Origin of the sequence: Mycolicibacterium sp. MU0053 (assembly GCF_963378095.1) — a bacterium.
GTDB lineage: Bacteria > Actinomycetota > Actinomycetes > Mycobacteriales > Mycobacteriaceae > Mycobacterium > Mycobacterium burgundiense.
Map to the genome: position 1 here is coordinate 2,676,849 of NZ_OY726397.1, position 21,387 is coordinate 2,698,235.

The window sequence follows — 21,387 nt, forward strand, 5'->3', positions numbered from 1 at the left end:
AGCGTAGCCCAATTGGGTACCGATCGGTGTACATAGTTGCAATCCTCACGGTTGCGGGAGTACGTTAGGCACACAGATCGGTGTACATAACATCGGCCCGATGGACGGAGCGATCATGGGAAAACTCGATGGCAAGGTCGCGGTGATCACCGGCGCGACAAGCGGAATGGCGCTGGCCGGTGCCAAGTTGTTCGCCGACGAAGGGGCTCACGTCTTCATCTCGGGTCGACGGAAGGACGCGCTGGACGAGGCCGTCGAGCAGATCGGCCGCAACGTGACTGGCGTGCAGGGTGATTCGGCCAACCTGGACGATCTGGATCGGCTTTTCGAAACGGTCGAGGGGGAGAAGGGCTCGATCGACGTATTGTGGGCGAGTGCCGGCACCGGCGCGCAGAGCAGGCTCGGCGAGATCACCGAGGAGGACTTTGATGCCGCGTTCGGATTGAACGCGCGCGGCACGCTGTTCACGGTCCAGAAGGCGCTGCCGCTGTTCAACGATGGCGGCTCGATCTTTATGACCGGGTCGAACGCATCGCTGCGGGGCTACCCCAACTGGAGCGTGTACGCGGCAAGCAAGGCCGTGCTGCCCGCCTTCGCCCGGGTGTGGGTGTCCGAGTTGCGGGACCGGAAGATTCGGGTGAACGTGCTGACCCCCGGCCAGGTCGCCTCGCCGATGTTGGCAGAGGTGATGGACGAGGCGGCCAAGGCGCAGTTCGAGTCCGTGATCCCGCGGCGCGAGATGGGCCGCCCGGAGGAGATCGCGTCGGCCGCGTTGTTCCTCGCCTCGGACGACTCGAGCTATGTCAATGGCATGGAGTTGGTTGTCGACGGCGGCACCACGGTGATCTAGCCAGCGATCAGGTCTCGCAAACCACAATCAACACAGGACATCAGGAGCAACCATGACCACGCTGGCCCCGCACCGCGACACCGTGACGTTGTTTGTCGACTGCATGCACGGCGGTGCTGACAAAGACGCTCTTGCCGGAATCCTCGCCGAGGACGTGGTGCTGTACGGCCCACTCAGCGATGAACCACTCACCGGCCACGACGCAGTCCTGGAAGCCATCCGGACGGTCGGCACGGTGGCGACCGACCTGACCTACAAGGAGGTCCTCAGCGGCGAGACGCACCACGCCGCGTACTTCCGGCTGCAGATCGACGACACCGTGGTCGACGGCATGGACTACATCCTGCTCGACGCGGACGGCAAGATCGCCGAGGTAACCATCTGGTGGCGCCCGCTGCCGTCCGGCGTCCAGATGCAGGGCCGCCTCGCTGGCCTGCTCGGCGTGCAGCCTTGGGAACTACTCACCGAAGCCTGACCCTGTTCGGTTGTCTGGGGTTCCCCAGAACAAGTGGACGCGGTTAGCTTGCTTCCAGGGTGACTTTCAGCGTGCGCTCGTAGGTAATGGGTGAGCGCATTCCGATCGCTGAATGTCTACGTTGATGATTGTAGAATCGCATCCAATTGTCAACTGCTGCAATCAATTCAGCCTTTATGGCGAAAGTGTGCCGGTAGTAATGCTCGTGTTTGAACGTCGACCACAGCGCCTCCGCGCCGGCGTTGTCCCAGCAGATGCCGGTGGCACCCATAGAGCGCCGCAGCCCGTGGGCGCTGGCTGCGGCAGCCATGTCGTGGGAGGTGTACTGGGTGCCGCGGTCCGATTGCAGTATGACGCCCTTGACGTGGCCGCCGCGGGTGAACACCGCCCGATCCACCGCGGTGGTCACCAACTCGGTGCGCATGTGGTCATCGACCGCCCAGCCCAGCACCCGTCGCGAATGCTCATCGCGGATCGCACACAGGTACATGTCGCCTTCCCCACAGCTCAGGTAGGTGATGTCGGAGGACCACACCGCATCGATACAGCCCTGGTCAAAACGACGGCCGATCAGATCCGGTGGGAACGACGCACAAGGATCGACGACTGTGGTCGTCTTGAAGGTGCGTGGGCTAATGCCCTCGATGCCCAGATCGGCCATGATCGCCGCGACGGTGTTAGCCGACACCCGTTCTCCGGCATCGTGCAGATCGGCGGTGATCCGCGGTGAGCCGTACGTGCCGCCGGAGTCCTTGTGGTGGGCCAGAATCTTGACTTCCAGATCACGGCGGCGTTGGACCCGTGGCGTCGGCTCACTAGCCGACAGCCGGTCCCGATGCTTGTAGTAGCCCGAGGTGGACACCCCCAGCAGCTGGGCCATGCGGGTCACGTCGGAGGAGGCGCACTCTGCGGCCATGAGCTCGAACCGGCTCACCTTAGATGCTTGCCCGCAAAGTACGCCGACGCTTTTTCCAGGAACGCGATGTCCTTGGATTGCTCGGCCACCTTCGCCCGCAGCCGTACCAACTCGCCCCGTTCATCCGGCGAAAGTGGCTGGCTACCACCCCCAGGATCGGGTACCTCACCCCGGTCGGCGGCCGCCATCCGCCGACGCTCCTGGCTCACCCACTTATGCAGCAGGTTCTCATGCAAATTCAGCTCGAGGGCAACCTCGGTGACCGGCCGGTTCCCATCGATCACCCGATGCGCAGCCTCCACCCGATACTCCGGGGTAAACGAACGCCGACGACCAGACATACGAACATCCTTCCAAGGGGACCACCGTCCCGCTATCTCAGATGTCCACTACTTCTGGGGAACCTCAGTCGGGCCATCAGTCGCGGTCTGCCTCGTCTGCCTCTTCTCGGCGTTGCGCGGCCTCGATCACCTCGGGCGGGGCCGGCTTCTGCAACCAGGCGCGCATCCGCAACAACCCGCCGGCGACCGAGCCGACGGCGAGTACCGCAACGAAGATCCATAGCGCAGTCGACATAGAGCAATTATCCGCCCGTGACCGGTTGCCGGGGCCGTTATGCCCCCGACCCTGGATATGACGTCTGATTCGCCAAGCCGAGTACGCGAGGAAACCGGCCCCGCCAATTAACTGGCGTTTGCTGTGCACAGCGAGACCCCCTCGGATGTCGAGCGCGTAGTTGCCGGCGAGTTGGGCGAAGGTGCCGCGTACGCGACTATCGACGCCGAAAAGGAAGTCACCAAGCCACCAGAACTAGACACAGGCCGCGTTAGCTGTGGTTATGTGAGAGGACGGCCGATCAGCCACCCGAGGCCTGGGTGCGTGAACTGCCGGGCACTGCGACGTTAACCAGGTAGCGGGTATCGGCAACGCGAGGAGCTTGACATGGCGGTCCGCGGTATCAGGGCACTCAAGAAAATCATGCAGACAACATTTGATCCGGAGTCGATTATTCCGGAAGAAGCCACGGTGACGGAATATACCGGCGACCACAGTTTGTCACGAAATGACCTTGTCCAGCATCCGATTCCCGCTGATTCCCTGATTTGGAAGTATTGGGGCCGTCTCGATGTGATGTTCTACGGGAGCGGCGTATTGGGTCCCATTGCCGGGGCGTGGCCGCAGATGGGGCAGGCGACCTCGAGTTCCGTTCTGTTCAGCGGCGACAGTTCTTTCAGCGCGCGCGCCAAGATATCCAAAGTGCGGCGTCAGCGATCTCGTGAGTACATTTATGGCGCGGTGTACGACGCGCCGGAAGACGCAAAGAAATACGGGCTGAAGACCCGGAACATGCACAAGCCGATCAGAGGCACACTGCAGGGCGGCACGTATCATGCTTTAAATGCGGAAACCTTCTATTTCGCGCATGTGACCTTCTTTTATCATCTGATAATAATGGTAGCCGAGCAGCTGGAATTCGAAGGCGCCATGCCACGGGCGATGAAGGAGCAGATATTCGAGGAATCCAAGGAGTGGTACAGCATATGGGGAGTGGACGATAGTCCACAACCGGATACTTACGACGATTTCGAGCGCTATTTGGAAAACATCGAACGCAATCATTTGGTGAACACACAGGTCACTCAGGTCATGCTGGAACAATTTGTGGAGCCCCGCCTTGCGCCACGGTGGTGGCCTCCAGTCATGAAGAAGCTTGTGTGGCCGTGGGTAGCGGGGCGGCGGCAAGTCGTGGTCAACAGTTATCCGCCTCATGTGCGGAAGCTGTTTAATTTGGAGTGGACCCCCGAGGACGAGGAGATCTCGCGCCGCTTTATGCGCATGTACCGGCGGTCTTTTGCGGTTCTCGAACGCCTACTTCCGCTGAAGTTCTTCTACTTGCCGATTGCGGTGAGTGCCTTCGAGCGGGAAGGCATCGATCCGCGCAACATCACCCTGGAGTCCGCACAGCAGGCACTCCGGGACAGCCGCGCCCGCCGCGCTGCGCGGGCAGATGCACCAACAGATGCGACGAATGGGATGCCGACCTCCGGTTGACAGGTCGATTGGGCCTCAGCCGTTGTCGCGCCAAGTGAGCACCTGTTTGAGAGACGAGAGCTCGTAACCGTCGTTGGCGGTGAGCTCGGTTTGGAACAAAGTGACTCCCGCCTCGCGGAAGGCATCGGCGCTGTCGGCGTTCTCCCAGAGCGTCGAGCGTTCGATGTCAGCGCCGTTGCGGCCGAACGTTGCTGCCAACTCATCGACGCGAGCACTGGACCTGCGGAACGCGTCTAGGCCTTGGAACGCGTGCCAGATGTCGGCGTGCCTGGCAACGGCGGGCAGCGAGCGTTTCGGCCCGGTACCGCCGATGAGGATCGGTAGTTTGCGTACGGGCGGCGGAATCAGTGCGGCGAGCCGGTTTTCGATACGGAGCAGGCTCTGGTCGAACAGATCGAACCGGGAGCCGAAGGTGCCGAAGTCGTAACCGTAAGTGGTGTAGTCCTTTTCGTACCACCCTGCGCCGAGACCCAGGATCAGCCGACCGCCGCTGATGTGGTCGACGGTGCGCGCCATGTCAGCGAGCAGGTCCGGGTTGCGGTAGCCGACGCCGGTGACGAGGAGTCCGATCTCGGCATGTGAGGTGATCTCGCCCCACGACGCGAGCGCGGTCCAACCCTCGAAGTTGGCGACGTCGGGCTGCTCGTCCGACAGGATTGGTTTGCCGTCGACGATGGCCTCCATCGCCGGGCTGTGGAAGTGGTCGTAGCCGAAGATTGAGGAATTGTCAATACCTGTGGATCGGCGTGTTTCAGGCGACCTCCGTTCCGGCTTGCTGATCGCCGTCTGAGGGCGGTGTCGGTGGGGTGATTTCGGTGGGGCGTTCGAGCAGTTTGCCCTTGTGGAAGACCGCGCCGGCGCGGACCAGGGCGACCAGGTGTGGTGCGTTGACGGCACGCCAGCGGGCCGCGGCGGCGTCGATGAGCTTGTAGGCCATGGCCAGACCAGCCGCACGTGATCCCGGCCCCTTGGTGACCTTGGTTCTCAAACGTACTGTGGCAAAGGTGCTTTCGATCGGATTTGTCGTGCGTAGGTGGATCCAGTGCTCGGCGGGATAGTGGTAGAACTCCAGTAGGGTGTCCAGATCGTCGGTGATCTTGGCGACCGCCTTGGGGTACTTGGCCCCGAAGTCGACCGTGAAGGCCTTGACCGCGACCTGGGCCTTGTCGATATCCTCGGCGTTGTAGATCTCCTTGAGCGCCGACAACGCCGACGCGTGCGCTGATTTCGGCAGGGCGGCAAGCACATTGGCTTGCTTATGAAACCAGCACCGCTGTTCTTTGGTGGCCGGGAACACCTCGCGTACCGCTTTCCAGAAGCCGAGTGCGCCATCGCCGACGGCGAGCACGGGTGCGGTCATGCCGCGTCGTTTACAGTCGCGCAGCAGATCAGCCCACGACTCGGTCGATTCCCGGTAGCCGTCGGTGATCGCCACGAGCTCTTTGCGGCCGTCCGCGCGCACGCCGAGCATCACCAGCAGACACAGCTTTTCCTGGTCCAGGCGGACCTTGAGGTGGATGCCGTCGACCCACAGGTAGACGTAATCGGTGCCCGACAGGTCCCGGGCGGCAAACGCGCGGGCCTCGTCCTGCCACTGGCTGGTCAGCCGGGTGATCGTGGTGGCCGAGAGCCCGGCACCCGAGCCCAGGAACTGCTCCAGAGCGGGGGTGAAGTCGCTGGTGGACAGCCCGTGCAGGTACAGCAGCGGCAGCACTTCGCTCATCTGCGGTGACTTGCGTGCCCAGGCCGGCAGGATCGCCGAGGAGAACCGTTTCCGTTCACCGGTGTCGGGGTCGACGCGTTTGTCGTTGACTCGCGGTGCTTTCACCTCAACTGCCCCGGCTGCCGTCAGCACCTCGCGGGCCTGGTGATAGCCGTTGCGGACCACCAGCCGATGCCCCTTCTCATCGAGCTGATCGGCGAACTGGGCCACGTAGGCGGCGACCTCAGCCTTCAACGCGGCGGCCAGCATCTGACGGGCGCCGTCGCGGACGATCTCGTCCAACAACGACCGACCAGCACCGCCAGTGCTTTCGTTGGCCTCGATGGCATCGTGAACTACGGTGAGCATGGGCGTACCTTCCCGAACCAGCGCGCCAACGCCGGCTCATGATCGGACCTTCGGATATTCAGATCATCCTCGGGAAGGTGCGCCCACTTTCACGCCCCCTCACCGAGGCTCATCCACAGGTTCTGATCATTGCTCCCGAAGATTACGTCGACGCCGAGGTCGTCGGCGGCCAGGACGGCGTCGCGCCAGGTGCGGAAATCTGGCGTGCCCTGAGTTTGGACACCCCGGCCTACTTTCCCGTTTGATAATTGGTTGACCTGCGGTTTCTATCGCGTGGGTGGGTGTTTTGGGGTACTAAACCGGTAGGTTCGTGCGGTGGCGTACGTGCGGAAGGTGCGCACCGCCTCGGGCGCGGTGGCGGTGCAGGTAGCGCGCAAAGACCAGGGCCGGGTGGTGATCCTGGCGCATTTGGGGTCGGCACACACCGACGCTGATCTGGGCATTCTGCTGGAGCAGGCCACGCAATGGTGGTCGGCGGTCAGGCAGCGCTGGATTTCGAAGTGGCCGCCCGTGCCCAATCGATGGCCGATGTGGCCGATTTCCGTGAGCAGACGTTGATCGCCGGGCCGCCCAAGTCGACGGTCGCGGCCCCAGTGGTGCCGCCGGGGCGCACGGTCGGGGCCAGCTCGCGTCTGCTCTACGACATCCTCGGCCACGTCTATGACTGGCTCGGGTTCGATACGGTCGGCGATGCGGTGTTCCGGGATCTGGTGATTGCACGGATCGTCGAGCCGACCAGCAAGCTCGACGCGTCGCGAGTATTGGCTGATCTCGGCGCCCAACTGGTGTCCTACAAGACCATTGACCGCCATGTCCGCAAGGTCCACGCCAGCGGACACCGCGACATCATCGCCGAGAAATGCTTCGCCTACGCCACCGACTGCGGTGGGCTGTCCCTCATCTTGTACGACGTGACCACCCTGTATTTCGAAGCTGAATCCGAGGACTCGCTGCGCAAGGTTGGGTATTCGAAGGAACGTCGAGTCGACCCTCAAATTGTGGTCGGTCTGCTGGTGGACCGGACCGGATTCCCCTTGAAAATAGGCTGTTTCGAAGGCAACACCGCCGAAACCACCACCATCGTGCCGATCATCACCAGCTTCCTGGACCGCCACAACCTTGAGGGCACGCCGATGGTGGTGGCCGCCGACGCGGGCATGCTGTCGCAGACCAACCTCGCAGCGCTCGATGAGCGTGAGCTGTCGTTCATCGTCGGCTCGCGGGTCACCAAGGCGCCCGGCGATCTGGAATCACACTTCCATTGGAACGGTGATCTTTTCACCGACGGTCAGATCATCGACACAGTGACACCGCGGCACGGCAACGTCAAAGTCAACGACACCAAGTTGCGTGCCGAACCGGTCTGGAACCCCGACAGCGACACTGGTGCGTGGCGGGCGATCTGGTCGTATTCAGCCAAACGCGCGCGCCGCGACGAGAAAACCCTCGCCGCCCAAGAAGCCCGAGCACGGGCGATCGTCTCCAGCGAGAAGAAGGCCAAGACAGCACGATTCGTCAAAACCCGCGGCGACAACCGCGCGCTCGACGAGGCCAGCCTGGCCCGCGCCCAATCCCTGGTCGGACTCAAGGGCTACGTGACCAACGTGCCGATAACGCTGATGCCGGCCGCCGAGGTCATCGCGAAGTACCACGACCTCTGGCACGTCGAGAAGTCATTTCGGATGTCCAAGACCGATCTCGACGCGCGACCCATGTTCAACCGCATGCGCGATGCCATCGAGGCCCACCTGACCATCGTGTTCGCCGCACTGGCCGTCTCCCACGCCATCCAATCCCGGACCGGACTGTCCATCGCCAAAGTCGTCAAGCACCTGCGGCCGCTGCGCTCCGCGACCATCCACATCAACGGCGCCACACAGACCTTCCCCCCAGCGATTCCCGACACCGAGCGCAAGATCCTCACTGACCTCGCCTTCAATCCTGGGTACTAAGCGAAATGTCCAAACTCAGGTCGTAACCGTAAGTGGTGTAGTCCTTTTCGTACCACCCTGCGCCGAGACCCAGGATCAGCCGACCGCCGCTGATGTGGTCGACGGTGCGCGCCATGTCAGCGAGCAGGTCCGGGTTGCGGTAGCCGACGCCGGTGACGAGGAGTCCGATCTCGGCATGTGAGGTGATCTCGCCCCACGACGCGAGCGCGGTCCAACCCTCGAAGTTGGCGACGTCGGGCTGCTCGTCCGACAGGATTGGTTTGCCGTCGACGATGGCCTCCATCGCCGGGCTGTGGAAGTGGTCGTAGCCGAAGATTACGTCGACGCCGAGGTCGTCGGCGGCCAGGACGGCGTCGCGCCAGGTGCGGAAATCTGGCGTGCCGCCGGGCTGGATCTGCACGGCGACGCGGACGGGACGAGTCATGATGCTCCTGAGTCCGGGAGAGGGTGACTCTTGAGCCAAGTCACCGGCCGCGGGGTTTATTCCGGCGGGCACGCCGACGTCGGGGGACTCATCCCAGGATGGCGCGCGCTGCGCGCTCTGCGATCAACATGACCGGCGCGTTGGTGTTCCCGGAAGTGATGGTGGGCATCGCCGAAGCATCAACCACTCGAAGACCGGCGACGCGGTATACCCGACAGTCGGTGTCGAGTACCGTCGCGGCCACCCGCGGCAGACCGTGGGAGTCGAAGGCTCCCATCGCGCACGTGCCGACCGGATGAAAGATGGTTGTGCCGAGTTCACCGGCCGCCTGCTGTAGATCCTCATCGCTCACCAGTTGGGTGCCGGGAAGCAACTCTTCGGGGCCGTAGCGGGCCAGGGGCTGCGCCGCCATGATCTGCCGGGTCATCCGGAGGCCGCGCAGGGCGGTCTGACGATCGGCGTCGGTGGACAGGTAGTTGCAGGAGATCTTCGGGTTGGTCAGCGGATCTGCACTGGCCATGCGCACATGGCCCCGCGAGCTGGGTCGCAGATTGCAGACCGAGGGAGTGATGGCTCCAAAAGGGTGCAGCGGTTCGCCGAACTTGGCCAACGACAAGGGCTGCACATGCCACTCCAAATCTGGACTGCTCAGCGCGGGATCGCTTTTGGCGAAAGCGCCCAGCGTGGAGGGCGGCATGGTCATGGGTCCCGAGCGCAGCAACAAGTACTGAAGTCCCATGCCGCCACGGGTGATCCAATTGCGGTACAGCGTGTTGACGGTCTGCACGCCCCGCACCCGGTAGATCGTTCGCAGCTGTAGGTGGTCCTGGAGGTTTTCACCGACTCCCGGTAGATCGACGGCCACCGGAACTTGATGCTCGGTGAGCAGCCCGCCCGGGCCCAGACCCGAAACCTGCAGCAGATGCGGCGACCCGATCGCACCGGCGCTCAGGATCACCTCGCTACGGGCTGCGACGTCGATGATCTGGCCGTCTTTGCGCAGCCGCACACCGGTGGCGCGGTGCTGTGCGGTGGTCCACGCGCCGCGACGCTGATCCGCGCGGACCTGGTCATCCATCAGGAGGCGCAAGGCCTGAGTGTCGGTGTAAATGGTGAGGTTTGGCCGGTGGGCGACGGGATGCAGGAAGGCGTCGGCCATCGAGCAGCGACGGCCACGCCGTTGGTTGACATGAAAGTAGGCACTGCCGGAGTTGTCTCCCCGGTTGAACTCATCGATCGGGGCAATGCCCACCTCGGCAGCGGCGGCCTGCCAGGCGTCCAGGATCTTCCAACGCACCCGCGGTCGCGTCACGGGGATCTCACCGCCGACGCCGTGCCAATCGTCGGCGCCGCCGAAGTAGTCCTCCAACTTCTTGTAGATCGCCAGTGTCTCGCCGGTAGCGTCCGGTCCGCCCCAACGCCAGCGATCGTCACCGGTGGCCTGGGCCCACAGGTCGTAATCGGAGGCCTGTCCGCGCATATGGATCATGGCGTTGATCGACGAGGAGCCGCCGATCACGCGGCCCCGCGCGTAGTGAATGCTGCGGCCGGCCAGACCTGGATCAGCCTCGGTCGTGAAGCACCAGTCGGTGCGGGGGTTGGCAATGGTGTACAGGTAGCCGACCGGCACTTTGATCCAGAACCAGTTGTCGTTGCCACCGGCCTCAACCAGAAGCACCCGATGATCGGGGTTGGCGCTGAGCCGGTTGGCGAGCAGACAGCCTGCACTGCCGGCTCCCACGACGATGAAGTCGAATTCGGCCACAGGGCTCATTTCTGGCACCGTACCGCCATTGCCGAGTGCCTGGAGCGTTCCGCTACGAGGTGCGCGGGGGAGTCGAAACAGTTTCGCCCACCACATCGATCGCGACCTTGCCACGGAGTGCGTACGACCGCCGGTTCTCCAAGAGCTCATGGGCTTCGCCCATCCGAGCGAGCGGAAGAGTCGCGCCGATGACCGGCTTCACGAGACCGCGCTCGACCAGCGTGGTGAGCGCGTCCAGCTTTCCTCGGTTCTGTCGCGTGAAGACGAAATGATACGCGGCGTTGCGGCCCCACGCCTCGATGAGGTTCTGTGGCTGCGCGATATCGACGATGCTGGCGACGCGTCCGAAGTCGGTGAGCGTCAGCGGGCTTCGGGTGAGCGTGTCGCCACCGATCGTGTCGAAGACGACGTCGACCCCCTTGCCTCGCGTCATCTCGGCTACGGCATCGACGTAGTCCATCGAAGTGAAGTCGATCGCCGCATCCGCTCCGAGAGAACGCACGAACTCATGGTCGTCGGCTTTCGCGGTGGTGATCACTCGGGCACCGATCGCCTTCGCGACTTGGATCGCGATCGTGCCGACACCGCCCGCGCCGCCATGGATGAGGATCGTTTCTCCCACAGCGAGCTGGGCTCGGGTCACCAGGGACTCCCAGACCGTTCCGCCGACGAGAGTCAGACTCGCAGCCTCCAGGTGACTGAGGTTCTCCGGCTTCCGGCCGACGAGGTCGACGTCGGCGACGTGCTGCTCGGCGTAGGAGCCGGGACCGCCGAAGATCCGGGGCGTGTAGTACACCGCATCACCGACGCGGAACTCGGTCACCTCCGATCCGACTTCCTCGATCACGCCGGAGATGTCGTGCCCGATGATCGCCGGGAGCGGTACATGATCCGCATAGTCTCCGCGACGGATCTGATAATCGAGCGGGTTGATGGCGGTCGCATGGACGCGCACCCGTACCTGGCGGGGTCCGACTTGCGGTACGGAGACGTCGTCGCGCAACTCGAAAGCATCGGTCCCTCCGAAACGGGCGAGGACAACGGCCTTCATCGGATCAGTCATATGCGTTCCTCACCGTGGTTTCGGATGCGCGACGGGAGCGGCGCGGTTCCGAATGTAGCGTTTTCGACGCTCAGGTAATTCCATCGGTCTTGCCCGAAACGATCCGAATGCCTGCAGCAGCGATGTGAAAACTGCGCTCACGTAGTCGTCCGGCAGCGGTCCGGACGAGGCTCGCAGAACCTCTACGAAGGGCCGGAGCGACTACTCGTCGACGAAATCGCCGAAGGCTTACGTGCGCTGATCGAGACGGATAAAGCGTAGGCCCCAGCGTGCTTTGTGGGCAGGGAGTCGCCGGAGGCCGCAAACCATCCGGTGTTCACGCCCTCCGTGTCGTCACTTTCACCCGGCGCTGCTGACGATCGCGATAACCAGCCCGCCCAGGGTCAGCACCCCGACCATCACCGCGGCGGCGATCGCCCGGCCCCGGCGGTGCCGGCGTGCGTCGTAGATCGCCACCGCGATGCCGGCCAAGAGCAACGCTGAATAGGCCGCCAACCCCACCGTCAGCGCCGCCGTGGACGCGGCGCTTGCCAAGGTCACGTTCTGCACGCCGTGAGCGTACGGCGCGACCGGAAGCATCGTGCCGCCGGTCAGTTCGGACCGGTCATCGCCACGCCACTGGTAACGCTGCATATTCGATCTCGCCGTATTCCTTCCCGCCGCGCAGCAGCGCATCGGGAACGCGTGGCAAGGCCCGTGCGCGGCTCCGAAGCAAGTTTGTTCGCTCACGCGTGCGGTCGGCGTGGTGCGTCGGTGTTCCCTCGATGCGGCCGGACGCCCGCCCCGACAACGATGACGTCAGCGTCCATGGCGCTAACGCTATCGACTAGCACCTCGGGCTCGGACGTTCACAGCAATGGCTCGGGCGTGAAGGTGACGTCGACACCGCCCACGGTCATCGTCACCTGACCTTCCATCACCATCACCTGCGCCGCGACTCGTCGATCGACAGTCTGAGCCAGCTGCTGCACCGGCTCATGCGGTATCTGCACCACAGACAGGTTCGGTAGCCCGGCCACTTTGGGGCCGACGGTGTGCCACCAGGTGTTCACTCCGGCGGCGAAGGGGAACAGCACCACCTGGTCGGCCTGGCTGGCTGCCTTGCCCAAGGCGCGTCCATCGGGCTGGCCAACGTTGATCCACTCGAGGATCCGGCCCGTATAGTCCGCGAGCCGCAAGTCCGGTACGCCAGGGGCGGAGAGCCCCGCCCCGAACGCCAACTCACCGTCGACGTCGCTGAGCCGGTGTGCGCGCAGCCCAAACGCCAACAACCGCACCACCATCCGCTCATCGGTCTCACTGGGATGACGGGCCACGGTCAGCGTGTGATCGGCGTAGTAACCGTGATCGATATCGGAGACGCCAAGCTCGACTTTGAACACTGTTGCAGAAAGAGCCACATCCTATTGTCTACCCAGGTGGTGTGCCCCGAGCAGTCAGGCCGCTTGGAGTGATCAGGCCGCGGCGCTAGTCTTCGGATCGAGTCGCGCCCGATAGACCCCTGGCACACACCATGCAGCAACGCCAGGTCAACCCCGTGGAGGACGGTCCGGCGCGGCCCCGGCTTGGGTGCCGCCGTTGACGCTGTACTGATGGCATTCCTCGGCCTTGCTCGATGAATGAATGTGAGGAGGCCCTCCAGGCCTACGCGCAACCCGCTACGGCAGGGTCGCGTAGATTCTTTCAGAACAATCTGAGCACCCCAACGCAGCATTCAACGAAGGCCATTATGTCCGAGGATCAGAACACAGACGTTCCACCGAATCACCTCTCCATCGATCCGCGCAGCGCTTTCTATAGCGAAGAGGTGCTTCGCCGCGATGTGGGGATTCGCTTCAATGGCGCAGAAAAATCCAATGTTCACGAATACAACGTGGCCGAGGGTTGGGTGCGCGTTGAAGTGCCTACCGCGAAGGATCGCCACGGGAACCCTATGGTCGTCAAACTCAGTGGCACGGTTGAACCTTATTTCCGCGGAGCGGAATAGCGGACGCCCAGCAGCTACAACGAGTAGGCCGTTCTGACACCTGCGGACCGTCGATTGGCGACGGCCCTTGATGCCGCGCAGGTCGTCGAAGAACTCTTCGACGATGGCCGGTGCCCACGACCAGGGGTACTCGTATCTTACTGGTAACCCGCCATATTCGATTCCGCCGTAGTGCGACGGGATGTGGCGGGTTCGCGCCTCGTTCGGCGAGCGATGGGCGTTCGCGATCTGTCGAGCCGTGCGATGCCTCGAATTTTCATGGCAGTGCCGAAAATGCTTCGCTTTGAGGTTTGCTACGGGGCTCCGTCTCCGGCCTCGTGCTTGTATTGGCACCTGCACGGGCGGCGTAGGCACGTGGCATGGCCCAACCCCAACGTCCTCGCTTAGGCGGACCGTGGAAGAGGTGTTGCGACTCACTGAGCCCATGGCTGGGCGAACGTCAGATGCGCAGTGCGCCAAGCCAATAGGGTCAACGGCTCTTCATAGCGGCCAGCCCGCGGCCCGCCGGATCGCCGCCTCGTTCGCATGCGCGTACATCTCGAAGAACCGCGACGTCGTGCCCGCAGGTAGCAGCACCGATGCGGCGACGAGGTCCCACGCTAAATCCCGCGGCGAACATGTCACCGAAGTCGACGATGCCTGAGAGTGTTCCGTCCGAGACGACGACGTTCGCGGGATGAAGGTTGCCGTGGGCCCATGCCGGCGGGCCCTCCCACGCCTGGGCCGCAACGGCGTCGTCCCAGACGGCCAGGATGTCGGCAGCGATGTTGCGGGGGTGACGGACTGGAAGAAGTTCTGGAAGCCGGGACCGTGGCGGGAGGTGGGCGATCCTCGGGTCGCCGCTGTGTGCGATACCTCGCTCAATGCGGATCCAGCAATCGTCTTACAAAACGTCGTACACTGTTGCTATGGCTGACACTATTACCTTCCGGCCGGACGATGACACATCGAAGGCGCTGGAGGTCCTAACCAGAGATGGCACGGCTGTGTCCGTAGCCGTTCGATCTGCTCTTATCGAAGCCGCACGACGGAAGGCTAGCGCGTCAATTCGAGTCGAGGCAGGAAGGCTTGCTGACGATGAATCCGATCGCGCTGAGGCCATGCAGGTCCTGCGCGATATGGAGACGCTGCGTGCGTGGTGAGGTCTTTCATTTGCACGCGCCGCGGGGGAGTCGTGGTCACGAGCAGTCCGGTTCCCGCTACGCCGTAGTCGTCCAGTCAGATCAACTGCCTTTGTCGACCTGGCTGGTTGTGCCGACGTCGACGTCGGCACGTGCCGCCAGCTTTCGTCCCGAGGTTGAAATCGGCGGCGTGAGTACCCGGGTGCTTGCTGAGCAGGCCGCGGCGGTCGACCCGGGCCGGCTCGGCAAGAGCGTCGGGTTCCTGAGTTTCGATGAGATGCGCCGCGTCGATGCGGCACTGCGCGTGGTCCTTGATCTCTGAGGGCTACGCCGCCGCTTGCACGGGATGAAAGTATTTGGCGCGCAGCACAATACGTCGTCTTTTACCGGTAACCCGCCATATTCGATTCCGCCGGGTCCGTCCCCCGTGGGAGCGGTGGACAGTAGCGGTGGGGTGGCGCCGAAGGGGAGAGGACAACCCTGAGGTGCGCTAAGGACCTGGGGGACAAGGGCTTCGAACTGCCGAGCCGAACCGAGCGGCCACGAGCTGCGGAGCTTGGCGAGTGATTGTCCTGGACACCAACGTTGTGTCGGAATTGATGCGCCAAGCTCCAGAGGCTGGCGTCGCCAGTTGGGTCGACAGGTTTCCCGCTGCAGACGTATTGGTCACCGCAGTGACCGCAGCCGAGCTGATGTATGGCGTAGCTCGACTGCCAGACGGGCGCCGCAAGCGAGAGCTACACATCACGGTTGAGGGACTGCTGACCGAGGATTTTCGAGACCAGATTCTGCCGTTCGATGCGCCGGCGGCGGCGCACTACGCCGAGATTGTTGCCGCCCGAGAAGGTGCTGGACGCCCGATTAGTATGGCAGACGCGCAGATAGCAGCCATTTGCCGCAACTGGAGAACTGGACTCGCGACACGCAACGTTGATGACTTCGCCGACACCGGCATCGACACGCTGAATCCGTGGGATGCCGGCGCACCGTAACAAAGTTTTCCGGCGGCCCGCGGACTGTAATGAAAGTGGCTGAGACGCAGGGCAAACGGCGTACTTTACTGGTAACCCCGCGTATTCGATTTCCGCATATTCGGATGGATGCGAATGCGCTTTAAGGAACCGTCGTTACCTAGTGGGCATATACCGACAAGGAAGATGACGGCGTTGTTGGGTCGCGTGGGTGTGCGGGTCTGCGGACCGGATTGAACTCCTATTGGCGGGCCATCGCGATGCGGAAGCGTTCGTCGGGGTCGATGTAGTGGTCGGCGTCCTTTGCGTCCTCGCCGAGATCGATTTGGACCCAACTGATCTTGCCGGTGAATCGGCTGGTGTGGGCGGTGTAGTCGGGGCTGACCATGGTGCCGGTCTCACGCCCGACGTCGGTGGTCTCATCGGCGGAGAAGACGACGCCCTGGGTTTGTTCAACCCGGCCTGAGCCGACTGCGGTGCCGTCGTAATACAACGTCACGGTGCCGCCCTTGCCCATGCCGCCGCCGTCGTAGTCGAATTCCATGCGCACCTGGGTTGTGCCGGTCGGGACGGGCGCTGCAGCGTCGATGCTGAACGACTTGATGCCCAGCACGTTGTAGTAGAACTTGGCTCGGCCGTCTTTGGCGTAGAGGCTCCACCCGCCGAAGCGGCCACCTTGGGCGATGATGACTCCGACTGCACCTTCGCCAGATACTTCGAGGTCCGCGGTGACGGCGAAGGATTTGTTCTTGATGTCGAGCACACAGTTCTCCGAGAGTCGGCCCATGTTCCCGAACAGCAATTGGGTATTGCCCTTGATCAGGGTGGGCCGGCCCGCCGATGCGGGGATGAAGCGTTCGATCTGCCGATCATCGAGCGGAAGCACGTTGTACTTGACCGCTTCGATCAGCCAAAGGCGCTGCAGCTCATGGAGTTTCTCTGGAAGCTCCTTCGATAGATCGTTGGCCTGGGTCCAGTCGTCATTGCCGTCGTAGAGTTCCCAGACGTCGTCGTCGAAGGCGGGCATCACGGCGCCGCCCATCTCCCATGGGGTGCGGTGTTTGGTGACCGCGCTCCAGCCCTTGTGATAGATGCCTCGGTTGCAGAACATCTCGAAGTACTGCGTCTCGTGCTGCTCGGGTGCGTCGGCGTCGTTGAAGCTGTAGAGCATGCTGGTGCCCTCATACGGGCTTTGCAGGACTCCGTTGACAAGTGTCGGCGCGGGGATGCCCGCGGCTTCCAGCACGGTGGGCGCGAGATCGATGACGTGGCTGAATTGGTTGCGTTGGTCGCCCTTGGCTTCGATTCCGTTGGGCCAGTGCACGATGGTGCCGTTGCGGGTGCCACCCCAGTGCGAGGCGACTTGCTTGGTCCACTGGTAGGGGGTGTCCATCGCCCAGGCCCACCCGACGGCGTAGTGGCCGTAGGAGCCTTCGCCGCCGAACTCGTCGAGCTTGGAGAGTAGGAACTCCGGTGTCTCGATGGCGGCCATGCCGTTGAAGTTGGCCATTTCGTTGAACGCACCTTGCAGGGTGCCCTCGGCGGAGGCCCCGTTGTCGCCAACGATCAGGTACACCAGCGTGTCGTCGAGCACGGGCCCAAGCGCGTCGAGCAGGCGACCGACGTGATGGTCGGTGTGCTCCATGAAGGCGGCATAGACCTCCATCTGGCGCTCGAGCGCAGGTTTGAGTGCGGGGTCCATGTCGTCCCAGGCCGGGATCTCGGCGTGGCGGGGAGTGAGCACTGCGTCTGAGGGGATGACGCCGAGTTCCTTCTGCCGCTCGAAGGTGAGCTCGCGCTGGCGATCCCAGCCGTGGGCGAACTTGCCTTTGTACTTCTCGATCCACTCCGGAGGCACTTGATGGGGCGCGTGCGTGGCTCCCGGGGCGAAGTACACGAAGAAGGGTTTGTCGGGCAGCAGCGCCTTCTGCTGACCGACCCAGTTGATCGCCTTGTCAGCCAGGTCCTCGGTCAGGTGATACCCCTCGGCCGGGGTCTTCGGCGGCTCGATCGGGGTGGTGCCTTCGTAGAGGGCCGGGTCCCACTGATTGTTCTCGCCGCCGATGAAGCCATAGAAGTACTCGAAGCCGCCGCCTCCGCTGGGCCAGGCGGTGAATGGTCCAGCCGGGCTGGCCTGCCAGACCGGAACCTCGTGGCACTTGCCGAACTGCGCTGTGGAGTAGCCGTTGAGTTTGAGCGTCAAGGCCAGCGGTGCTTTGGTGTTAGGCAAGACCGAGCTGTAACCGGGTGCGGCAGTAGCGGCCTCAGTTATGCAGCCCATCCCGACCGAGTGGTGATTGCGGCCGGTCAGCAGCGCCTGCCGGGTCGGTGAGCACAACGCGGTGGTGTGAAAGCGGTTGTACTTCAAGCCGCCGGCGGCGAGCCTGTCGAAGTTCGGGGTTTCACACGGGCCGCCGAAGGCGCTGCTGGCACCGAAGCCGACGTCGTCGATCAGAATGACCAGCACGTTGGGCGCACCCTCGGGCGGTCGGATGTCGCGAATCGGCGGGTAACTAGTCTCTGGATCTTTCGCGTCATAGGTGGTCAAACCGCCATGAGCCACGTCCGGAATCGGGAGGATCGAGCGAGAACTCTGGCCGTCTGACATGTGGCAGTCGCCTTCCTGTGGCCGCATCTCGACCATGCTCAGACTGTCAGATGGATTCGACACCCGGTGGCCTTTGCAACTGGAAGTCAGTTGATCGCAATCACTACGTGACGTACTGCGATCAGAGCTGGGCGGCGATGTCGGCGTGGCGATGGGCGACCTGGTAGCTGTAGCCGAAGAGTTCGGCGACTACGGTTCATCCAACACGCGCTGAACTCATCGTCGCAGTTCAGGGCGACCAAAACCCGTCAACTGCGTTGCGGCAGCCGCCACCTACAGCGAGACGGGGCAGCAGCGGATTGATTCATCTGATGCAATATGCGGCATTCGACCGGTAACACTGCATATTCGATTCCTGCATATTCACGCGAAAGCTAAGCTAAGTGCACTGCGGCAGTCGCGCCGCGGTCTCACCGGTGATACAGTAGTTACATGGACACGGTAACGGTGCGCGATCTCCGGAACAACGGGGGAGATGTCCTGCGCCGCGTTGAGCGCGGCGAACGCATCGTCGTTACTCGTGACGGTGCGCCGGTGGCCGAGCTCCGCCCGTTGGCAAGATCCAGCGCCCGTCCGGCTGAACTCATTCGTCGCCGCAAAAATCTTCCGCAGGTGAACCCGGATGCGCTCCGGCAAGATATCGACGACGCGATCGACCCGTCGCTGTGACCGAGGCTTCGAGCCATGGGATGCTGGACACCTCCACGGTGATCCTCCTCGGCCGGATATCCGACCCAACCGAGCTTCCCGACGAATCGGTGATTAGCGCGATAACTCTGGCCGAACTTTCGGTGGGTCCGCATGTAGCGCACGACGAAACCGAGCGCAGTGCCCGTCAGCAGCACCTGCAGCAGGCCGAGGCCGACTTTGATGTCCTTCCGTTCGATGCTGATTGCGCGCGGGCCTTTGGCACTGTGGCGGCGGCACTCCGCGCATCAGGACGCAAGCCGGCGGCGCGAGCGTATGACGCGCTCATCGCGGCGAGCGCGATCGCTCACGCGTTGCCGCTCTACACATGTAATGCAGCCGACTTCGCAGGAATCCCGCGGCTCGAGCTCCGGGCCGTCACCCATCCTGATCACTTGTAGGGAAGTGGCTGCTCGGCTACTCAGCTCTGTATCGAAAAGCGTTAGGCAGCAACGCAATATGCAGTGGTCTACCGGTAACCCGCCATATTCGGTTCCGCCGTATTTCCTAGCGATCCGCAGCGGCGCAGCATTGGAGATGCGGCAGCGACAAGGCGGTGTTGGCGGTGAGGCGGGCGGAAAGTGTTGCAACGTAGCCGACAACGACGGGAGGAGTGGTGGCCGGCAAGCGGCCAGACGTTGATTCATCTGATGCAATATGCAGTGATTTAGTTGACATAATGTGGCTTATCGGCATAAACCTGACGTGCGGGAACAGTGCCGCCCCGGGTTTGAGTGACCTGCCATCGGGAAGATTGTCGTTTTGCAGTTGACCTCTGACTTTTTCATTCGTTCGAGAACCGGCGCATAACCTTTTCCACTCCTTCGCCTACTGGATGTCGCATCTCGTGACGCTTCCGCGCCGGAACCTCCTCCCGAACCGAGTCGTGAAACTCACCGCACTGCTGCCACACGGGCCGCCAGTGCCGAATCTACGGGCACGTCCGACGCGCCGGTAGGCGAAGTTCGATACGCCCCGCCGGCCTCCCGAATCACTCTTCACCGCCCTACGCTCAACCACCGCGAAACGTCACAGTGACAAATTGACGCCGACCGGCTTCGACCCAATGATCCTGTCCTGCAGTGCCATTCCGCAGACTCCACCGCCCACGCGCTAAGTTGCCCCGACCGGTGACGCTCTACCTCCGGCCCGCCCGCGGGTACCAACCCAATCGGTTCGGTAGGAGTGGACCGCGTTCCGTCACCGAGTTACCCCAACGAGGATTGCAAAACGAATCTGCCCACATTGCCGGTTGGTTGAGAGCCGATGGAGGCGTTGCGGCGCGGGTGAACTGTCAGCGAACAGCGGCACCCGTCGCGGGGTAACCGAGTACGTTGGCGACAGGTCTACGTCTGCGACGGAGGGAACGAACATGAAGGCGCTCGTGTACCACGGCCCCGGTGCCAAGGCGTGGGAAGAGGTGCCCGATCCCGTCATTCTCAAGCCCACGGATGCGATCGTGCGAGTCGAGACGACCACGATCTGTGGCACCGACCTGCATATCCTGAAGGGCGACGTGCCCGCGGTGACCGATGGACGCATCCTCGGACACGAGGGCGTCGGCACCATCACCGAGGTGGGCTCCGCGGTCACCGACCTCGCCGTCGGCGATCAGGTCATCATCAGCTGCATCTCGGCGTGCGGCAAGTGCATCTACTGCAAGCAGGGCGTCTACTCGCACTGCCAGGCCGATGAGGGCGCCCCCGGAATCGGCTGGATATTCGGCCATCTCATCGACGGCACCCAGGCCGAGTTCGTGCGTGTGCCGTTCGCCGAGACCTCGTTGTACCGCGTCCCGGACGGGGTGCCCGCCGAGCAGGCGGTGATGATCAGCGACATCTTGCCCACCGGTCACGAAATCGGTATTCAATACGGGCAGGTCAAGCCGGGCGACGTGGTGGCCGTGGTCGGGGCCGGGCCGGTGGGTCTGGCGGCGATCGCCACCGCGGGGTTGTACGGACCCAGTCGCGTCATTGCGATCGACCTCGACGCCAACAGGGTCGAACAGGCCAAACGGTTCGGTGCGAGCGACGGCGTGGTGGCATCTGATCCGGATTGGAAGGACCAGGTGCTGGCGCTGACCGACGGCCTGGGTGTCGATGTGTCGATCGAAGCCGTCGGCATCCCGGCCACATGGGACATGACGTTGTCCATCGTCCGGCCGGCGGGCCACGTCGCCAATGTCGGTGTGCACGGTAAGCCCGTCGAATTCCCGCTGGACCGGGTGTGGATCGACAACCTGACGATCACCACGGGCCTGGTCAACACCGACAGCTCGGCCATGCTGATCAAGTTGCTGGCGCAGAAGAAGCTCGACGTGTCCGGGTTCATCAGCCATCGCTTTGCGCTCAGCGACATCATGGACGCCTACGACACCTTCGCGCGCGCCTCGGAAACAAAGGCGCTCAAGGTGATTCTTCAGGCCTGACACCACGGCCTGTCCGG

General features: G+C 63.2%; 22 protein-coding genes and 2 pseudogenes. 12 read left to right on the plus strand and 12 right to left on the minus strand.

Annotated elements, in window-relative coordinates:
• Window positions 1–115: 115 nt before the first annotated feature.
• Both RCP80_RS12415 and RCP80_RS12420 read left to right on the plus strand, forming a co-directional pair.
• The gene (locus tag RCP80_RS12415; RefSeq protein WP_308482819.1) at window positions 116–850 is read left to right on the plus strand and encodes an SDR family NAD(P)-dependent oxidoreductase; all 735 of its coding nucleotides are present in this window, start codon (window positions 116–118) and stop codon (window positions 848–850) included.
• Between the two features lie 52 nt (window positions 851–902).
• Window positions 903–1,325, plus strand: coding sequence for a nuclear transport factor 2 family protein (locus tag RCP80_RS12420; RefSeq protein ID WP_308482612.1), 423 nt, complete (start codon window positions 903–905; stop codon window positions 1,323–1,325).
• 43 nt (window positions 1,326–1,368) lie between these two features.
• Here the strand turns inward: RCP80_RS12420 and RCP80_RS12425 are convergent, their stop codons facing one another.
• The 3 genes from RCP80_RS12425 to RCP80_RS12435 form a co-directional block, all read right to left on the minus strand.
• A complete protein-coding gene (locus tag RCP80_RS12425) occupies window positions 1,369–2,259 on the minus strand; it encodes an IS3 family transposase (protein ID WP_308481888.1) in 891 nt (296 codons plus the stop codon).
• A complete protein-coding gene (locus RCP80_RS12430; protein WP_308481889.1) occupies window positions 2,256–2,582 on the minus strand; it encodes a transposase in 327 nt (108 codons plus the stop codon). Before RCP80_RS12430 ends, RCP80_RS12425 begins: the two co-directional genes overlap by 4 nt.
• 76 nt (window positions 2,583–2,658) lie before the next feature.
• Window positions 2,659–2,817 carry a hypothetical protein gene (locus RCP80_RS12435; RefSeq protein WP_308482613.1) on the minus strand — a complete coding sequence of 53 codons (159 nt, stop codon included), beginning with the start codon at window positions 2,815–2,817 and terminating at the stop codon, window positions 2,659–2,661.
• 366 nt (window positions 2,818–3,183) lie between these two features.
• Here RCP80_RS12435 and RCP80_RS12440 point away from each other — a divergent pair, with 366 nt between their 5' ends.
• On the plus strand, window positions 3,184–4,293 hold the full coding sequence (locus RCP80_RS12440) for an oxygenase MpaB family protein (protein WP_308482614.1): 1,110 nt from the start codon (window positions 3,184–3,186) through the stop codon (window positions 4,291–4,293).
• Between the two features lie 15 nt (window positions 4,294–4,308).
• Here RCP80_RS12440 and RCP80_RS12445 read toward each other — a convergent pair whose 3' ends face one another.
• Both RCP80_RS12445 and RCP80_RS12450 read right to left on the minus strand, forming a co-directional pair.
• Window positions 4,309–5,073, minus strand: coding sequence for an LLM class F420-dependent oxidoreductase (locus RCP80_RS12445; protein WP_308482820.1), 765 nt, complete (start codon window positions 5,071–5,073; stop codon window positions 4,309–4,311).
• Window positions 5,045–6,364 (minus strand): IS256 family transposase, encoded by a 1,320-nt coding sequence (locus RCP80_RS12450; protein WP_064961518.1) that lies wholly within the window; start codon window positions 6,362–6,364, stop codon window positions 5,045–5,047. The genes RCP80_RS12445 and RCP80_RS12450 overlap by 29 nt, the downstream gene beginning before the upstream one ends.
• Window positions 6,365–6,402: 38 nt before the next feature.
• Here RCP80_RS12450 and RCP80_RS12455 point away from each other — a divergent pair, with 38 nt between their 5' ends.
• Window positions 6,403–6,609 (plus strand): hypothetical protein, encoded by a 207-nt coding sequence (locus RCP80_RS12455; protein WP_308482615.1) that lies wholly within the window; start codon window positions 6,403–6,405, stop codon window positions 6,607–6,609.
• 70 nt (window positions 6,610–6,679) lie between these two features.
• Window positions 6,680–8,316, plus strand: a pseudogene (locus RCP80_RS12460) (IS1634 family transposase).
• A gap of 19 nt (window positions 8,317–8,335) precedes the next feature.
• Here RCP80_RS12460 and RCP80_RS12465 read toward each other — a convergent pair.
• The 5 genes and pseudogenes from RCP80_RS12465 to RCP80_RS12485 form a co-directional block, all read right to left on the minus strand.
• Window positions 8,336–8,740, minus strand: a pseudogene (locus RCP80_RS12465) (LLM class flavin-dependent oxidoreductase); the annotation flags it as partial.
• Between the two features lie 88 nt (window positions 8,741–8,828).
• Window positions 8,829–10,514 carry a GMC family oxidoreductase gene (locus RCP80_RS12470; RefSeq protein ID WP_308482616.1) on the minus strand — a complete coding sequence of 562 codons (1,686 nt, stop codon included), beginning with the start codon at window positions 10,512–10,514 and terminating at the stop codon, window positions 8,829–8,831.
• 43 nt (window positions 10,515–10,557) lie between these two features.
• Entirely contained in the window at window positions 10,558–11,568 is a 1,011-nt protein-coding gene (locus RCP80_RS12475; protein ID WP_308482617.1) for a zinc-dependent alcohol dehydrogenase family protein, read from the minus strand.
• Window positions 11,569–11,907: 339 nt separating this feature from the next.
• A complete protein-coding gene (locus tag RCP80_RS12480; protein ID WP_308482618.1) occupies window positions 11,908–12,117 on the minus strand; it encodes a hypothetical protein in 210 nt (69 codons plus the stop codon).
• A 299-nt stretch (window positions 12,118–12,416) separates the two neighbouring features.
• Window positions 12,417–12,968, minus strand: a complete 552-nt coding sequence (locus RCP80_RS12485; RefSeq protein WP_308482619.1) for a YaeQ family protein — start codon at window positions 12,966–12,968, stop codon at window positions 12,417–12,419.
• A gap of 329 nt (window positions 12,969–13,297) precedes the next feature.
• Here RCP80_RS12485 and RCP80_RS12490 point away from each other — a divergent pair, with 329 nt between their 5' ends.
• The gene (locus tag RCP80_RS12490) at window positions 13,298–13,555 is read left to right on the plus strand and encodes a DUF3297 family protein (protein WP_308482620.1); all 258 of its coding nucleotides are present in this window, start codon (window positions 13,298–13,300) and stop codon (window positions 13,553–13,555) included.
• A gap of 469 nt (window positions 13,556–14,024) precedes the next feature.
• Here RCP80_RS12490 and RCP80_RS12495 read toward each other — a convergent pair whose 3' ends face one another.
• Window positions 14,025–14,426, minus strand: coding sequence for a phosphotransferase (locus tag RCP80_RS12495; protein ID WP_308482821.1), 402 nt, complete (start codon window positions 14,424–14,426; stop codon window positions 14,025–14,027).
• A gap of 37 nt (window positions 14,427–14,463) precedes the next feature.
• Here RCP80_RS12495 and RCP80_RS12500 point away from each other — a divergent pair, with 37 nt between their 5' ends.
• From RCP80_RS12500 to RCP80_RS12510, 3 genes are all read left to right on the plus strand, one after another.
• Window positions 14,464–14,697, plus strand: a complete 234-nt coding sequence (locus RCP80_RS12500; protein WP_308482621.1) for a hypothetical protein — start codon at window positions 14,464–14,466, stop codon at window positions 14,695–14,697.
• Window positions 14,687–14,998, plus strand: a complete 312-nt coding sequence (locus tag RCP80_RS12505) for a type II toxin-antitoxin system PemK/MazF family toxin (protein ID WP_308482622.1) — start codon at window positions 14,687–14,689, stop codon at window positions 14,996–14,998. Before RCP80_RS12500 ends, RCP80_RS12505 begins: the two co-directional genes overlap by 11 nt.
• A 241-nt stretch (window positions 14,999–15,239) precedes the next feature.
• The gene (locus tag RCP80_RS12510) at window positions 15,240–15,668 is read left to right on the plus strand and encodes a type II toxin-antitoxin system VapC family toxin (protein ID WP_308482623.1); all 429 of its coding nucleotides are present in this window, start codon (window positions 15,240–15,242) and stop codon (window positions 15,666–15,668) included.
• A gap of 220 nt (window positions 15,669–15,888) precedes the next feature.
• On the opposite strand, the gene RCP80_RS12515 is transcribed toward RCP80_RS12510, so the two are convergent.
• Window positions 15,889–18,255, minus strand: coding sequence for an arylsulfatase (locus RCP80_RS12515; protein ID WP_308482624.1), 2,367 nt, complete (start codon window positions 18,253–18,255; stop codon window positions 15,889–15,891).
• Between the two features lie 432 nt (window positions 18,256–18,687).
• Between RCP80_RS12515 and RCP80_RS12520 the strand changes: the two genes are divergently transcribed.
• The 3 genes from RCP80_RS12520 to RCP80_RS12530 all read left to right on the plus strand — a co-directional run bounded on the left by RCP80_RS12520 (window position 18,688) and on the right by RCP80_RS12530 (window position 21,370).
• A complete protein-coding gene (locus RCP80_RS12520) occupies window positions 18,688–18,924 on the plus strand; it encodes a type II toxin-antitoxin system Phd/YefM family antitoxin (protein WP_308482625.1) in 237 nt (78 codons plus the stop codon).
• Window positions 18,921–19,343: a type II toxin-antitoxin system VapC family toxin gene (locus RCP80_RS12525; RefSeq protein WP_308482626.1), complete on the plus strand. Its 423-nt coding sequence runs from the start codon at window positions 18,921–18,923 to the stop codon at window positions 19,341–19,343. The genes RCP80_RS12520 and RCP80_RS12525 overlap by 4 nt, the downstream gene beginning before the upstream one ends.
• Window positions 19,344–20,314: 971 nt before the next feature.
• Entirely contained in the window at window positions 20,315–21,370 is a 1,056-nt protein-coding gene (locus RCP80_RS12530) for a zinc-dependent alcohol dehydrogenase family protein (protein WP_308482627.1), read from the plus strand.
• Window positions 21,371–21,387 lie beyond the last annotated feature (17 nt).

What these genes read in the sequence shown, in the direction of transcription:
- RCP80_RS12415 (WP_308482819.1), top strand. Translation starts at nt 116, where the DNA reads ATGGGAAAACTCGATGGCAAGGTCGCGGTGATCACCGGCGCGACAAGC.
- RCP80_RS12420 (WP_308482612.1), top strand. Translation starts at nt 903, where the DNA reads ATGACCACGCTGGCCCCGCACCGCGACACCGTGACGTTGTTTGTCGAC.
- RCP80_RS12430 (WP_308481889.1), bottom strand. Translation starts at nt 2,582, where the DNA reads ATGTCTGGTCGTCGGCGTTCGTTTACCCCGGAGTATCGGGTGGAGGCT.
- RCP80_RS12435 (WP_308482613.1), bottom strand. Translation starts at nt 2,817, where the DNA reads ATGTCGACTGCGCTATGGATCTTCGTTGCGGTACTCGCCGTCGGCTCG.
- RCP80_RS12440 (WP_308482614.1), top strand. Translation starts at nt 3,184, where the DNA reads ATGGCGGTCCGCGGTATCAGGGCACTCAAGAAAATCATGCAGACAACA.
- RCP80_RS12450 (WP_064961518.1), bottom strand. Translation starts at nt 6,364, where the DNA reads ATGCTCACCGTAGTTCACGATGCCATCGAGGCCAACGAAAGCACTGGC.
- RCP80_RS12455 (WP_308482615.1), top strand. Translation starts at nt 6,403, where the DNA reads ATGATCGGACCTTCGGATATTCAGATCATCCTCGGGAAGGTGCGCCCA.
- RCP80_RS12470 (WP_308482616.1), bottom strand. Translation starts at nt 10,514, where the DNA reads ATGAGCCCTGTGGCCGAATTCGACTTCATCGTCGTGGGAGCCGGCAGT.
- RCP80_RS12475 (WP_308482617.1), bottom strand. Translation starts at nt 11,568, where the DNA reads ATGACTGATCCGATGAAGGCCGTTGTCCTCGCCCGTTTCGGAGGGACC.
- RCP80_RS12490 (WP_308482620.1), top strand. Translation starts at nt 13,298, where the DNA reads ATGTCCGAGGATCAGAACACAGACGTTCCACCGAATCACCTCTCCATC.
- RCP80_RS12500 (WP_308482621.1), top strand. Translation starts at nt 14,464, where the DNA reads ATGGCTGACACTATTACCTTCCGGCCGGACGATGACACATCGAAGGCG.
- RCP80_RS12515 (WP_308482624.1), bottom strand. Translation starts at nt 18,255, where the DNA reads ATGTCAGACGGCCAGAGTTCTCGCTCGATCCTCCCGATTCCGGACGTG.
- RCP80_RS12520 (WP_308482625.1), top strand. Translation starts at nt 18,688, where the DNA reads ATGGACACGGTAACGGTGCGCGATCTCCGGAACAACGGGGGAGATGTC.
- RCP80_RS12530 (WP_308482627.1), top strand. Translation starts at nt 20,315, where the DNA reads ATGAAGGCGCTCGTGTACCACGGCCCCGGTGCCAAGGCGTGGGAAGAG.